This window comes from Rhodococcus sp. WB1 (genome assembly GCF_001700945.1).
Taxonomy (GTDB): Bacteria; Actinomycetota; Actinomycetes; order Mycobacteriales; family Mycobacteriaceae; genus Rhodococcus; species Rhodococcus aetherivorans.
The window spans coordinates 4,882,973-4,896,343 of record NZ_CP015529.1 but is presented as its reverse complement, the minus strand read 5'-3'; the positions used below and the strand labels follow the sequence as shown (position 1 = coordinate 4,896,343).

Genomic DNA, 13,371 nt, shown 5'->3' with positions numbered 1-13,371 from the left:
AAATTGATAGCGCAGATTTGATCGAAATGGTCGGCGGAGGGAGCGGGAAATGGCGTTGACGGCGCAGCGGTGTGACCGGGCGGTGGGGGTGCTTCTCGCGACGGCGGCAGGGGACGCCCTCGGTGCCGGCTACGAGTTCACTCATCCCACCGCCGACGCGGTGATCGACATGATCGGCGGGGGCGTGTTCGGCTGGGAACCGGGGGAGTGGACCGACGACACCGCGATGGCCGTCGCCGTCGCCGAGGTCGCGGCCACCGGCGTCGACCTCGGCGGCGCAGCAGGTCTCGACGCGGTGGCCGCGCAGTTCATGCGGTGGTTCGACTCCGGCCCGAAGGACATCGGCAACCAGACCCGCGCCGTGCTCTCGCATCGCCCCGCCGGCGCCGCGGCGATGCAGGCCCGCGCCCGCACGCTGACCGGTCGCAAGGGCGGCAACGGCGCCCTGATGCGGACCGCCCCGGTCGCCCTGTCCTATCTCGGCTCGGGCGACGCGGACGCTGCCGTCGCCGCCGCCGGGGAGGTGGCGCTGCTGACCCACGACGACCCGCAGGCGGTTCAGGCCTGCCGGCTGTGGACGTATGCGATCCGCCACGCCGTCCTGCACGGCACCTTCGACGGTGTCCGCGGCTACCTGCAGGTCTGTCCCGCCGACGTCGCCGGTTACTGGGCTCCGCTGCTCGACCGGGCCGAGCACGGCACGCCCGGCGACTTCGCGAACAACGGATGGACCGTCCACGCCCTGCAGACCGCGTGGTGGGCGATCAGCACCACCGACGATTCCGACGCCGGGCACCTGCAGCGTGCCCTCGAGGCCGCGGTCCGCGCCGGCGGTGACACCGACACCACCGCCGCCATCGCGGGCGGACTGCTCGGCGCCCGCTGGGGAGCCTCGGCGGTCCCCGATCGGTGGCGGCGCATCCTGCACGGCTGGCCCGGGCACACCGCGCACGACCTGAACCACCTGGCCACGGACGCCGCGCGGAAGGGATACGACCGCCGCGCCGCCGTCTCCGCTCATCCCACCGAACTCCAGGAGCAATCGTGACCCTGATCGACGTCGTCCACGGCGACATCACCACCCAGCGCGTCGACGCGATCGTCAACGCCGCCAAGTCCTCCCTCCTCGGCGGCGGCGGCGTCGACGGCGCCATCCATCACGCCGGCGGTCCGGAGATCCTCGCCGCCTGCAAGGCCCTGCGCGCGACGACGCTGCCCAACGGTCTGGACGTGGGCGCGGCGGTGGCCACCACCGCAGGAAAGCTCCTGGCGCGCTGGGTGATCCACACCGTCGGGCCGGTCTACTCGCCTCACGAGGACCGCTCGCACCTGCTGCGGTCGGCGTACACCCGCAGCCTTGCCGTCGCCGACACCCTCGGTGCCCGGACCGTCGCGTTCCCGTTGATCTCCGCCGGTGCCTACGGCTGGCCGAAGGAAGACGCGATCCGGCAGGCGGTCACCGCCCTGACCTCCGCCCGGACCGCGGTCGAGATCGTCACGCTCGTCGCGTACGACCGGAGCGTCGCCGAACTGATGCGCCGCACCCTGGCGTAAGGAGCTGGAGCCGGCGGCCGAATGTCACACGCGTTCAATTGGATCGAATGCGTGTGACATTCGGCCGCGGCGATCCTGCGGCGCTCAGGACATCGACGGTTCCTGCGACGGCAGGGTGAACACACAACTCTCCCCGGCCCCGAGTTCGCACACCTGGCCGTCGAGACCCACCCGGACGGGGCCGTGGAACCCTTCGGGCTGAGCGAGCACCGTCAACTCGTTGCCGACGATGCGCACCCGCAGTGGCGTGCCCCGGAACCGGATCGAGAAGGACACGCCGTCGAGCCGGTCCACCAGCCGGGGCCGGAACAGCAGCACGCCCTTGTAGACCCGGGCCCCGACGAAGCTGCTCTGGAGCAGGTCCAGCGTGCCGGACATGACCCCCATGTGGATGCCTTCCTTGGTGGTTCCGCCCTGGATGTCACTGACGTCGCTCTCGAGAGCCACCATGAAGCGCTCCCACGAACTGGGCGGGTGGATGTCGGCGAGCACGCCGGCGAACGTGACGTGGCTGAGCGTCGACCCGTGCGAGGTCCGTTGGTCGTAGTACTCGATGGTGCGCCGGGCCAGTTCCTGGTCGTACGGATAACCCAGCCGCTCGAACGTCGCGTGCAACTCGTCGTCGTCGAACAGGAAGAACAGCATCACCGTGTCGGCCTGCTTGGCCATCTTGAACCGGTTCGGATCCTCGCCCTCCGCCCGGAGGATGCGATCGAGCCGCTGGATGTTGGGGTAGGCGGCACGGTAGTGCTCCCAATCGAGCTCCTCGAGCTCGTCGTAGCCCTCGAACTGGCTGATGACCCCCTCGTGGAAGGGCACGAACATCCGCCGGCTCATGTCGTCCCACGTGTGCAGCTCCTCGTCGGTCACCGCGAGCTGGGCGAGCAGGGCGCTGCGGCGGCTGGCCGAGAGCGAGTCGAGCACCGACGGCACCGTCGCCATGATCCAGGCCACCATGACGTTGGTGTAGGCGTTGTTGCGCAGTCCGTCCTCGGACGCGCCGGGATGGCGCTCGTGGAACTCGTCCGGCCCCATCACACCGTGGATCTCGTAGCGTTCGCGCTCGGGGTTGAAGTGGGCGGTCGACGCCCAGAATCGGGCGATCTCGAGCATGAGCTCGGCGCCGTAGTCGGCCAGGAACTCCGTGTCGTCGGTCGCCTGCAGGAAACGCCACACGTTGTAGAAGATCGCCGCGTTGACGTGCCGTTGATTGCGGCTGAGGTCCGGATCCCACTGTCCGGAAAGGGGATTGAGATGGACGGCCTGGGTCTCCTCGGTGCCGTCGCTGCCGCTCTGCCAGGGGAACATCGCACCGCGGTACCCGGCCTCCTCGGCCGCGGCCTGGGCCTCCGACAACCGTCGGTACCGGTAGAGCAGCAGGCTCCGGGTCACCTCCGGCATCCGCAGGTTCAGGAAGGGGTAGATGTACATCTCGTCCCAGAACACGTGCCCCCGGTAGGCCTCCCCGTTGAGGCCCCGCGCCGGCACCCCGACGTCGTGCCGCGCCGTGTGCCGGGAACAGACCTGCAGCACGTGCGCCACGTGGAGCCGCAGCAGCAGGTGGGCGCGCGGCTCGCTGGGCAGCCGGACGTCGCAGATGTCCCACAGCTCGTCCCACGCCGCCTCGTGCTCGGCGTACGCGGCGGCGAAGTCGGGGTACCGCAGCACGTGCCGGCCGGACGCGGCCAGCGCCTCGGTGATCGCATTGTCCCGGGAGGTGAACAACGAGACCATCTTCTCCACGCGTGTCGGCCGGCCCTCCTCGACGTCGAAGCAGAGCACCTGCTGGATGTAGTCCTCCATCTGGTACAGCGAGCGGTCCACCTCCACGGGTCCGTCGTCGTAACCTTCCCCGCGGAAGACCCGGGTGCGTGCGGCCTCGGCGACGTAGATGTCGGACTGGCGGGTCTGCACCCGCAGGGCGATCGTCTCGGTGCCGAACGTGCGCGGGGACACCGGATCCAGATGGCGCCCTTCGAGCTGCCGGTAGCGGGCGACGATCTGGTTCGTGACGCGACCGTCCAGCGCGGAGACCACCTCGATCTGCCCCGACCAGTTCTCCGGGACGAGCGTCCACTCGATCCCGGCCTGGTGGCTGTGGGCCATGCTCACGAAGCGGCGGCTCCGCAGCGTCGTCTCCCGCCCGAAGCGGTCCCGGAACCGCAGCTCGCGCATCACCGTGGCGAGCCGGATGTCGTAGGTGTGCCGGTAGGACAGCACGTCGACGTTGTCGAGCCGGACCGCGTCCTGGCCCTCGATGCGCAGCTTGAGGACGAGCCAGTTGGACACGTTGACCAGGTCCTCGTTGAGTACCGGGCGTCCGCCCATGATCGTGGTCTCGCGGTTGTAGATCCCGTGCACATAGGTGCCGGGATAGTGGATGGGGCTCATGTCCTCCCACTCGGCGGTGCCGCGCGTGCAGAAGTAGCCGTTCCCGGTGGAGGTCAGCGCCTCCCGCAGTCCCTCCGACGCGCTGTCGAACCGGTCGTAGTCGAGCTCGAACTTCGGCTCCTGCACGACGTTCCCTCCCGGACTCCCGTGGCGTGGTCCGCGATCACCGCGCCAGTGCGGTCAGAAAGCGCTCCACCTCGTCGACGGAGGAGAGCACGAACTCGGCGGCCGTGGTCCGGCCTGCCATCTCCGGATCGTCCGCCCGGCCGACGAGGATGCCGATCCCACGTCCGCGCAGCGCCCGGAAGGCGTCCTCGTCGGTGATGTCGTCGCCCAGGTACACCGGTACGGTGTCGGCGGAGTCGAGGTCGAGCACCTCGATCAGGTACAGCACGGCTCGGCCCTTGTCCCAGTCGACGGCGGGCGCGAGCTCGTACACCATCTTCCCCGGGGTGACCTTCAGCTCGCCGCGGTACTCGGCGAGCAGCCCCTGCACGACCGTCGCGATCCGGTTCCGGTCGGCGGGTTCGGCGAGCCGGTAGTGCACGGCGACCGACGCCCGTTTGGGCTCCACCAGCGCCCCGGGGATCGCCCCGATCTCGGTGCGGAGCCGGTCGGTCACCGCCGCGACGAGGTCCGCGAACCGGGCGACGCGGTCGTCGGAGACGGAGCCGCGTTGCGGGGTCCAGATGTCGAAGCCGTGGCTGCCGGCCACCACCAGGTCGTCGATACCCATCAGCTGCTGCACCACCGCCCGGTCCCGGCCGGTGACGACGCATACCGGGCAGCGTGACGCGAGTTCCCGGACCACGGTGCGCATGCCGTCCGAGATCACCGCGTCCTCCGGTCGCGGCACGATCGGGGTGAGTACTCCGTCGTAGTCCAGGAACACCGCCGGCCGGCACTCCGCCAGCCGACGGGTCAGGCTTTCGTTCCCCAGCGCGCGAGGCAGATCGCGGACCGAAGTTTCCTCCATCATCGGGGCACCCCCTGTGGCGCGGCGGACGCCGCGCGTGCGGCACGGCCACGGTCTACCCTTCCACTGTAGGACCGTGTGGTGGGACGAGGGGGGTATCCCGTCCGGACCCGCGGTACGGGTGTGGGCACTACGACGGCCCGCGGGTTCGTAGACTTCAGCCATGACGTCCGGCGCAATGTTCGACCCCGCCGACGTGCAGCGCGCCGTTGCGGCACTGCACACGCCGGACATCGACCGGTGGGCCCACCGCTTCGAACTGTTGTCCGACGTGAACCGGCTGCGCTTGTTGCTGTGCCTGCACCACGCGCCGGGCATCTGTGTCACGGACCTTGCCGCAGCCCTGGAGATGACCGGCACCGCGGTGTCCCACGCGCTGCGCCTGCTGCGCAACCAGGGCTGGGTGGCGGCGGAGCGTGAGGGTCGTATGGTGCGGTACCGCCTCGTGGACGAGACGGTCCACGAGTTGCTGCATTCGATCGGCGCGACCCACCAGCACGCCGGGCACACGCACCCGGACCGTGACCACGCCGCCCCGGAGAACGGAAGCATCTGATTCCGCGTCCCCGGGGCGGGCCCGCGGCCTATCGTGAAGACGAGCCCGTGAGGTGGGCGGAGTGGGGCCGCGATGCATGAATTGTCGATCGCGCAGAGCGTGGTGGATGCGGTGTGCGAGCACGCCGGCGACCGTCGCGTGCACAGTGTGCGCGTCGCGGTGGGAGTGCTGTGTGCCGTGATCCCCGACTCGATGCTGTTCTGCTTCGAGCTGGTCACGGTGGGCACCGTCGCGGAAGGTGCACGGTTGGACATCGAGACGCCCGCCGGTGTCGGGCACTGTCGGGTCTGCGGGACCGAATTCGCATTGTTCGATCCGATTCTGTTGTGCTCCTGCGGAAGTGCCGATGTCGAAGTGCGGTCGGGTCGCGAGCTTCGCATCGTGTCGATGGAGGTGAGCTGAAGCGATGTGTGCCACCTGTGGCTGTGACGACGAGGCGGGGCCGCGGATCACGGTGCCGCACGCGCACGACCTTCCCCACGGCGCCGAGCACGACCACGAGCACGGCCACGGCCACGAGCACGGCCACGGCCACGGCCACGAGCACGGCCACGGCCACGAGCACGGCCACGGCCACGAGCACGACCGTGCGCCCGTGCAGACCGAGACCGTCACTCTCGAACAGCAGGTGCTCGCGAAGAACGACCTGCTCGCCGAGCGTACGCGGGGGTGGCTCGCGGGTCGCGGCGTGACGGCGATCAACGTGATGAGTTCGCCGGGGGCCGGCAAGACCACCCTGCTCGAACGAACGATCCGTGAGCTGTCCGGCTCCGCGCCGATCGCGGTGATCGAGGGCGACCAGGAGACCCTGCTCGATGCCGAGCGCATCCGCTCGACGGGATGCGCCGCGGTGCAGGTCAATACCGGTGCCGGATGCCATCTCGACGCGCAGATGATGCACGACGCGCTCACCGCCCTGGATCCGGCTCCGGGAACGCTGTTGTTCGTGGAGAACGTGGGGAATCTGGTGTGCCCGGCCCTCTTCGATCTGGGGGAGCAGGCCAAGGTGGTGCTCATCTCGACGCCGGAGGGAACGGACAAACCGCTCAAGTACCCGCACATCTTCGCGGTCGCCGATCTCGTCGTCGTCAACAAGGTCGACCTGCTGCCGTATGTCGACTTCGAACTCGAAACCTGTGTCCGCCACGCCGGATCGGTCAACCCCGGCGTGGAGGTGCTCGCGGTGTCGGCCACCACGGGGGAGGGCATGGAGGCGTGGTACCGCTGGATCGCCGACCGCCGGTCGGGACGATCATGATTCGTTGACATCCCTCCGGAACGGGGCGTTAATAGAGAAAGCGCCGCGCAAGTGGGCCGAGGGTCGACTCCTGCGGCGCAGGAGCGTGGGGCGCTCCGGAAGGTGGTCGGCATGCCCACACCCGAGGCCCAGGCGGCCGAAGAGGCCTTGATCCACGTGTTGTGGATCAACGCCGGGCTCAGTTGCGACGGCGATTCCGTGGCTCTCACCGCCGCCACGCAACCCAGTGTGGAAGAGATTGCACTCGGCGCGCTGCCGGGGCTGCCGAAGGTCGCGGTGCATTGGCCGCTGATCGATTTCGAATGCGGCCCCCAGGGTGGTGCGGACGACTTCCTCGAATGGTTCCGCAAGGCGGACCGCGGCGAGCTCGAGCCGTTCGTGCTGGTGGTCGAGGGTTCGATCCCCAACGAGAAGCTGCACGGCGAGGGGTACTGGTCCGGCTTCGGCAACAACGAAGAGACCGGGCAACCGATCACCACCAGCGAGTGGCTCGACCGGCTGGCGCCGAAGGCCACGGCGATCGTCGCGGCGGGCACCTGCGCCACGTACGGCGGCATTCACGCCATGGCCGGTAACCCGACCGGCGCGATGGGCGTGCCCGACTACCTGGGCTGGGAATGGAAGTCGAAGGCGGGTATCCCGATCGTGTGCGTGCCGGGATGCCCCATCCAGCCGGACAACCTGTCCGAGACGCTGACCTACCTGCTGTACCAGGCGACGAGTCAGGCGCCGATGATCCCGCTGGACGAGGCACTGCGGCCGCAGTGGCTGTTCGGCATCACCGTCCACGAGGGCTGCGATCGCGCCGGGTACTACGAGCAGGGCGACTTCGCCACCAAGTACGGCTCCCCGAAGTGCATCGTGAAGATCGGCTGCTGGGGGCCGGTTGTCAAATGCAATGTCCCCAAACGGGGTTGGATGAACGGAATCGGCGGATGCCCCAACGTGGGGGGTATCTGCATCGGCTGCACGATGCCCGGCTTCCCGGACAAGTTCATGCCGTTCATGGACGAGCCGCCCGGGGGGAAGCTCTCGACGCGGGCGGTCGGCGTGTACGGCTCGGCCGTGCGGCAGCTGCGGAGCCTGACGAAGAGCACATTGGACAAGGAGCCGTCCTGGCGTACGCCCGGTACGGAACTCACCACCGGCGCGACCCGTACCTGGTAGTCCCGCCCCGAGAGAGGCAGCCCGATGACAGCCACCGTCCCCGATCCCGCCGCCGGCAGCAACCTGGTGGAGATGGCGTGGGATCCGATCACCAGAATCGTGGGCAGTCTGGGTATCTACACGAAGATCGACTTCGCGAACCGCGAAGTGGCCGAATGTCACAGCACCTCGTCGATCTTCCGTGGCTACTCGCTGTTCATGAAGGGCAAGGACCCGCGCGACGCGCATTTCATCACCAGCCGCATCTGCGGTATCTGCGGGGACAACCACGCCACCTGTTCCTGTTATGCGCAGAACATGGCGTACGGCGCCAGGCCGCCGCACCTCGGTGAGTGGATCGTCAACCTCGGTGAGGCCGCGGAATACATGTTCGACCACAACATCTTCCAGGAGAACCTGGTGGGGGTCGACTACTGCGAGAAGATGGTCTCCGAGACCAATCCGGGGGTGCTGGCGAAGGCCGAGAACACCCGCGCCCCCCGGGCGGACCAGCACGGCTACCGCACGATCGCGGACATCATGCGCACGCTCAACCCGTTCACCGGCGAGTTCTACCGCGAGGCACTGCACGTGAGCCGCTCGACCCGGGAGATGTTCTGTCTCATGGAGGGTCGCCACGTGCACCCGTCCACCCTGTACCCGGGCGGTGTCGGCACGGTCGCCACGATCCAGCTGATGACCGACTACCTGACCCGGCTCATGCGCTACGTCGAGTTCATGAAGAAGGTCGTGCCCATGCACGACGACCTGTTCGACTTCTTCTACGAGGCGCTGCCGGGGTACGAGAAGGTGGGGCTGCGGCGCACCCTGCTCGGGTGCTGGGGTTCGTTCCAGGACCCGGAGACGTGCAACTTCGCCTACCGGGACATGGAGGACTGGGGCCGGAAGATGTTCGTCACCCCGGGGGTGGTCGTCGACGGCAAGCTGGTGACGACCTCGCTGGTGGACATCAACCTGGGCCTGCGCATCCTGCTCGGCTCCTCGTACTACGAGGACTGGACGGATCAGGAGATGTTCGTGAAGACCGATCCGCTGGGCAATCCGGTGGACCGTCGCCATCCCTGGAACCAGCACACCAATCCGAGACCACAGAAACGCGATCTCGAGGACAAGTACAGCTGGGTGATGTCGCCCCGCTGGTTCGACGGCACCGACTACCTGGCCCTCGACACCGGAGGCGGGCCGCTGGCCCGGCTGTGGTCGACGGCGCTGGCCGGGCTCGTCGACATCGGCTACGTCAAGTCCACCGGGTCGAGCGTGCAGATCAACCTCCCCAAGACCGCGCTGAAGGGGCCGGTGACGTTGGAGTGGAAGATCCCGCAGCACGGCAGCAACACCCTCGAACGCAACCGGGCCCGCACCTACTTCCAGGCCTACGCCGCCGCGTGCGCCCTGCACTTCGCCGAGAAGGCGCTGGTGGAGATCCGGGCCGGCCGCACCAAGACCTGGGAACCGTTCGAGGTCCCCGACGAGGGCATCGGCTGCGGGTTCACCGAGGCGGTGCGCGGCGTTCTCTCGCATCATCTGGTGATCCGCGACGGGAAGATCGCCAACTACCATCCGTATCCGCCGACACCGTGGAACGCCAGCCCGCGCGACAGCTACGGCACACCCGGCCCGTACGAGGATGCGGTGCAGGGGCAGCCGATCTTCGAGGAGAACGACCGCGAGCACTTCAAGGGCATCGACATCATGCGCACCGTGCGCAGTTTCGACCCGTGCCTGCCCTGCGGGGTGCACATGTACCTCGGAGACGGGAAGACCCTCGAGAAACTGCACTCCCCGACCCAGTCGGTCACCGGGGAGTGACGGATGGAGCGATGGCGGGAGTCGGGTGAACGTATCGAGGCACTGCTGGACGCGAGCTCCGCGGCCGGGCCGGCGGCGCGCGAACGGGCCGAGGACCTGGTCCGGGAGGTGATGGGACTCTACGGGGCGGGACTCGCCGGAATCTGCGACGCGCTGGCCCGGTATCCCGGCGCGATGGACGACCTGGCCCGCGACGACCTGGTCGCCAGCCTGCTGCTGATCCACGGGCTGCACCCGCACGACGTGGAGACCCGGGTGCGCACGGCGCTGGACGGGGTGCGCCCCTACCTCGGGTCGCACGGCGGGGACGTCGAGCTGGTCGCGATCCGCGACGACGTGGTCCGGTTGCGTCTGCTCGGCAGCTGCCACGGATGCCCGTCGTCGGCGGTGACCCTGGAGCTGGCCGTGCAGGACGCGGTGCGGGCGGCGGCGCCGGAGATCACCGAACTCGAGGTCGAGACCGCCGGGTCCACGGGGCAAGGACTCATTCCCGCGGCGGCGCTGTTCACCCGGGTGCATTCCGATGTTCGTGGAACATGGTGTGCGGCGCCGGAACTCGACGAGATCCCGGAAGGTGAGGTCGGCGGCTTCGTCGTCGCCGGCCTGCCGGTTCTGGTGTGCCGCGTCGCCGGTGAGCTCCTCGCCTACCGGGACCGGTGCCCGGTCTGCACCCACGCGTTCGCCGGCGCGGCGTTGCACCGGCGGGCCGGGGCCGGGGCGGACGCGGCGGTGCTGCGGTGCCCGACCTGTGCGGCGCACTTCGACGTGCGCGGTGCCGGGGTCCGGCTCGACGCGGGCGACGAACACCTCGAACCGGTGCCGGTGCTGGTGCGGGACGGCGTGCTGTCGGTGGCCGTGCCCGCCGGGGTGGCGTGATGCCGTCCCCCTTCGAGGTCCTGCAGCGCATCGCCGCACCTCGGCCGGCGGGGGAGCGCTGCGAGATGTGCGCCGTGGGCATCGGCGACGGGCACGGGCACGTCGTCGACGTGCAGGCACGCCAGCTGATGTGCGTGTGCCGGGCCTGCTGTCTGCTGTTCACCGATCCCGGGGCGGAACTGCGCTACCGGGCGGTGCCGGAGCGGTACCTGTCCTTCCCGGAGTTCGCGCTCACCCCCGGCGCCTGGGCGAGCCTCGAGATCCCGGTGAACCTGGCGTTCTTCTTCCGGAATTCGACCCTGGGCCGGACCGTCGCGTTCTATCCCGGCCCGGCCGGCGCGACCGAATCGGAACTGCCGCTCGACGCCTGGGAGGCGCTGTGCGGCGGCAACCCGTCGCTCCTGCCCCCGCTGCCGGACGTCGAGGCGCTGCTCGTGCGGGTTCCGCGACGGGGCGCCGCCGACTGTCATCTGGTGCCCATCGACGCCTGCTACGCGCTGGTCGGCCGGCTGCGACGGGTCTGGCGCGGCTTCGACGGCGGCACCGATGCCCGTGCCGAGCTCGACGCCTTCTTCGCGGAGGTCGCCCGGCGGAGCCGTCCCGTCCCGGCGAGGGGGCAGGCGTGACCGCCCTGGACTTCACGGTCGTCGACATCGCTCCCGAACCGTATGCCGCCACCCCGAGCCTCTCGGCGCGCCTCCGGATCCGGGAAACCACGGGTGCGCCGGTGCACAGCGTGGCGCTGCGCTGCCAGGTGCGCCTGGAACCGGCCCGCCGACGCTACGGTCCGGACGCCGAGGCCGCCCTGGGAGACCTGTTCGGCACCCGCGACCGGTGGGGCAGCACCCTCTCCTCGTTCGCGTGGTTGCAGACGTCCACGATGGTGCCGGGCTTCGCCGGCGAGTGCGAGACGGCACTGCCGCTGCCGTGCACGTACGACTTCGAGGTCGCGGCCGCCCGGTATCTGCACGCCCTCGACGACGGCGCGGTGCCGCTGCTGCTGCTGTTCAGCGGGACGGTGTTCGGCCGCGGCGGCGGCGGGGTGGCTGTCGAGCCGGTGCCGTGGGACCGCGAGGCCCGCTACGACCTGCCGGTCTCGGTGTGGCACGAGATGATCCGCAGCCACTTCCCCGGCACTGGGTTCGCCCGCATGGGGCACGACACGCTGGCCGCGCTGACCCGGTACAAGGTGGCGCACGGGCACACCGATCTCGACGCGGCGGTCACCGAACTGCTCGCCGCGGCCGAGGCGAGGCCGGCCGCGGCGACCGGCGCGGGGGAGGCGGCGTCGTGACCGTGCAGGGACAGGCTGATCGGGTGCGAGCGGTGGCCGACGCTGTGCTGTACGAGGGCTACCTGTTGTACCCGTACCGGGCCAGTTCCCGTAAGAACCACTCCCGCTGGCAGTTCGGTGTGCTCGGCCCGCCCGGCGCCGCCGCTGCGGGGATCGGCGAGGAGCCGGCGCTGGCTACGCAGTGCGTGCTGCGCCCACTGCGCGCCGACGCCACGATCGACGTGGTCGTGCGGTTCCTGCAACTGCAGACCCGCACGGTGCAGCGCCGCGACGGCGACGACTACGTCACCGTGGCCGAACTGACCGTCGCGGGCCGCTCGTGGATCGGGTGGGACGAGGCCGTGGAATGCGAGATTCCCCTCGGGCCGCTGCCGGTCACCGAACTCGCCGTCCCGCGTACGGTTCCGGTCGCCGTTCCCGGCGGTGCGGACATCGAACTGCTCACCGCCGCGGACGGTGCCGTCACCGGCCGGGTGGTACGCACGCGGTGGCCGGTGCACGCGGTCGTCCGCGTGGAGCGGGGCCCGTCCGCCGGAACCGGTGCGGCGATGCGCCTGGATCTCGCAGTCGAGAACACCGGCGACGCACCCGTGGACGCCACCGACGCGCTGCGACGGTCGCTGATCGGGGCGCATCTGATCCTCGCCGCCCGCGGCGGGCGGTTCGTCTCGCTGCTCGAGCCGCCCGCCGACGTCGCCGGCCTCGCGGACGAGTGCGCACACACCCGGTGTTTCCCGGTCCTCGCCGGCGACGCCGACCCCGCCACACCCGGCGAGTCCGCCACGCTGCTGGTGTCCCCGATCATCCTGTACGACCATCCGCAGGTCGCCGAGCAGAGCGGCGGGGACCTGTTCGACGCCACCGAGATCGACGAGATCCTCACCCTGCGGGTCCTGACCCTGACCGACGAGGAGAAGGCCGAGGCGCGGGCCACCGACCCCCGGGCCGCGCAGATCGTCGAACGCTGCGAGACGATGACCCCCGCCGAGATGCAGGCCCTGCACGGCATCCTGCGGGACCCGCACCGCGAGGGCGGGCTGATTCCAGAATTGCCCGACGGCGTCGACTGGTGGACCCCCGAGGCGGACACCAGCGTCCGGCCCGAGACGGACGGGGTGCTGATCGGCGGGATCCGGGTCGCGCAGGGCAGCCTGGTGCGGCTGCACCCGTCGCGCCGGGCCGACGCGCAGGACCTGTTCTTCCGGGACCGGGTGGCGCGCGTGGCCACCGTGCACGCAGACGTCGACGGCGAGACCCACGTCGGGGTCGTCCTCGTCGACGATCCGGCCGCGGACCTGCACGACTGGTACGGGCGCTACCTGTACTTCGCGCCCGACGAACTCGAGCCGCTCGGGAGGAAAGAGGAGCCATGAGATTCATCGGAATGCTGGCCACCGCGGCACTGGCCGCCGCGGTGATCGGCGGGGTGGTCGTGACGGTGCAGTCGCTGCCGGACATCCAGCGGTACCTGCGGATGCGCAGGATGTGAC

General features: G+C 69.9%; 14 protein-coding genes. 12 read left to right on the top strand and 2 right to left on the bottom strand.

The window, feature by feature from the left end; all coding sequences use genetic code 11:
• The first annotated feature begins 49 nt into the window (after positions 1–49).
• Both A4U64_RS21895 and A4U64_RS21890 read left to right on the top strand, forming a co-directional pair.
• The gene (locus A4U64_RS21895; protein ID WP_065923105.1) at positions 50–1,048 is read left to right on the top strand and encodes an ADP-ribosylglycohydrolase family protein; all 999 of its coding nucleotides are present in this window, start codon (positions 50–52) and stop codon (positions 1,046–1,048) included.
• Positions 1,045–1,554: an O-acetyl-ADP-ribose deacetylase gene (locus tag A4U64_RS21890; protein WP_050034494.1), complete on the top strand. Its 510-nt coding sequence runs from the start codon at positions 1,045–1,047 to the stop codon at positions 1,552–1,554. The genes A4U64_RS21895 and A4U64_RS21890 overlap by 4 nt, the downstream gene beginning before the upstream one ends.
• 84 nt (positions 1,555–1,638) lie before the next feature.
• Here A4U64_RS21890 and A4U64_RS21885 read toward each other — a convergent pair whose 3' ends face one another.
• Together A4U64_RS21885 and otsB are read right to left on the bottom strand one after the other, a co-directional pair.
• The gene (locus A4U64_RS21885) at positions 1,639–4,071 is read right to left on the bottom strand and encodes a glycoside hydrolase family 65 protein (protein WP_006942004.1); all 2,433 of its coding nucleotides are present in this window, start codon (positions 4,069–4,071) and stop codon (positions 1,639–1,641) included.
• A gap of 37 nt (positions 4,072–4,108) precedes the next feature.
• Complete coding sequence (otsB, locus tag A4U64_RS21880) at positions 4,109–4,921, bottom strand: trehalose-phosphatase (protein ID WP_050034495.1); 813 nt, start codon at positions 4,919–4,921, stop codon at positions 4,109–4,111.
• A 178-nt stretch (positions 4,922–5,099) separates the two neighbouring features.
• Here otsB and A4U64_RS21875 point away from each other — a divergent pair, with 178 nt between their 5' ends.
• From A4U64_RS21875 to A4U64_RS29245, 10 genes are all read left to right on the top strand, one after another.
• Positions 5,100–5,477 carry an ArsR/SmtB family transcription factor gene (locus tag A4U64_RS21875; RefSeq protein ID WP_006942001.1) on the top strand — a complete coding sequence of 126 codons (378 nt, stop codon included), beginning with the start codon at positions 5,100–5,102 and terminating at the stop codon, positions 5,475–5,477.
• Between the two features lie 72 nt (positions 5,478–5,549).
• Positions 5,550–5,879 (top strand): hydrogenase maturation nickel metallochaperone HypA/HybF, encoded by a 330-nt coding sequence (locus tag A4U64_RS21870; RefSeq protein ID WP_050034496.1) that lies wholly within the window; start codon positions 5,550–5,552, stop codon positions 5,877–5,879.
• A 4-nt stretch (positions 5,880–5,883) separates the two neighbouring features.
• A complete protein-coding gene (gene hypB / locus A4U64_RS21865) occupies positions 5,884–6,735 on the top strand; it encodes a hydrogenase nickel incorporation protein HypB (RefSeq protein WP_065923104.1) in 852 nt (283 codons plus the stop codon).
• 111 nt (positions 6,736–6,846) lie between these two features.
• The gene (locus tag A4U64_RS21860; protein ID WP_065923552.1) at positions 6,847–7,902 is read left to right on the top strand and encodes a hydrogenase expression protein HypE; all 1,056 of its coding nucleotides are present in this window, start codon (positions 6,847–6,849) and stop codon (positions 7,900–7,902) included.
• 24 nt (positions 7,903–7,926) lie between these two features.
• Entirely contained in the window at positions 7,927–9,711 is a 1,785-nt protein-coding gene (locus A4U64_RS21855; RefSeq protein WP_006941992.1) for a nickel-dependent hydrogenase large subunit, read from the top strand.
• A 3-nt stretch (positions 9,712–9,714) separates the two neighbouring features.
• Positions 9,715–10,587 carry a NifU family protein gene (locus tag A4U64_RS21850; protein WP_029547182.1) on the top strand — a complete coding sequence of 291 codons (873 nt, stop codon included), beginning with the start codon at positions 9,715–9,717 and terminating at the stop codon, positions 10,585–10,587.
• Entirely contained in the window at positions 10,587–11,213 is a 627-nt protein-coding gene (locus A4U64_RS21845; RefSeq protein ID WP_065923103.1) for a DUF5947 family protein, read from the top strand. The genes A4U64_RS21850 and A4U64_RS21845 overlap by 1 nt, the downstream gene beginning before the upstream one ends.
• Positions 11,210–11,881, top strand: coding sequence for a DUF6084 family protein (locus A4U64_RS21840; protein ID WP_006941981.1), 672 nt, complete (start codon positions 11,210–11,212; stop codon positions 11,879–11,881). The genes A4U64_RS21845 and A4U64_RS21840 overlap by 4 nt, the downstream gene beginning before the upstream one ends.
• Positions 11,878–13,254, top strand: a complete 1,377-nt coding sequence (locus A4U64_RS21835; protein WP_065923102.1) for a hypothetical protein — start codon at positions 11,878–11,880, stop codon at positions 13,252–13,254. Before A4U64_RS21840 ends, A4U64_RS21835 begins: the two co-directional genes overlap by 4 nt.
• Positions 13,251–13,370: a DUF6893 family small protein gene (locus tag A4U64_RS29245; protein ID WP_006941977.1), complete on the top strand. Its 120-nt coding sequence runs from the start codon at positions 13,251–13,253 to the stop codon at positions 13,368–13,370. The genes A4U64_RS21835 and A4U64_RS29245 overlap by 4 nt, the downstream gene beginning before the upstream one ends.
• Position 13,371 lies beyond the last annotated feature (1 nt).

What these genes read in the sequence shown, in the direction of transcription:
- A4U64_RS21870 (WP_050034496.1), top strand. Translation starts at nt 5,550, where the DNA reads ATGCATGAATTGTCGATCGCGCAGAGCGTGGTGGATGCGGTGTGCGAG.
- A4U64_RS21855 (WP_006941992.1), top strand. Translation starts at nt 7,927, where the DNA reads ATGACAGCCACCGTCCCCGATCCCGCCGCCGGCAGCAACCTGGTGGAG.
- A4U64_RS21850 (WP_029547182.1), top strand. Translation starts at nt 9,715, where the DNA reads ATGGAGCGATGGCGGGAGTCGGGTGAACGTATCGAGGCACTGCTGGAC.
- A4U64_RS29245 (WP_006941977.1), top strand. Translation starts at nt 13,251, where the DNA reads ATGAGATTCATCGGAATGCTGGCCACCGCGGCACTGGCCGCCGCGGTG.
- A4U64_RS21845 (WP_065923103.1), top strand. Translation starts at nt 10,587, where the DNA reads ATGCCGTCCCCCTTCGAGGTCCTGCAGCGCATCGCCGCACCTCGGCCG.
- A4U64_RS21860 (WP_065923552.1), top strand. Translation starts at nt 6,847, where the DNA reads ATGCCCACACCCGAGGCCCAGGCGGCCGAAGAGGCCTTGATCCACGTG.
- A4U64_RS21875 (WP_006942001.1), top strand. Translation starts at nt 5,100, where the DNA reads ATGTTCGACCCCGCCGACGTGCAGCGCGCCGTTGCGGCACTGCACACG.
- A4U64_RS21895 (WP_065923105.1), top strand. Translation starts at nt 50, where the DNA reads ATGGCGTTGACGGCGCAGCGGTGTGACCGGGCGGTGGGGGTGCTTCTC.
- otsB (WP_050034495.1), bottom strand. Translation starts at nt 4,921, where the DNA reads ATGGAGGAAACTTCGGTCCGCGATCTGCCTCGCGCGCTGGGGAACGAA.
- hypB (WP_065923104.1), top strand. Translation starts at nt 5,884, where the DNA reads ATGTGTGCCACCTGTGGCTGTGACGACGAGGCGGGGCCGCGGATCACG.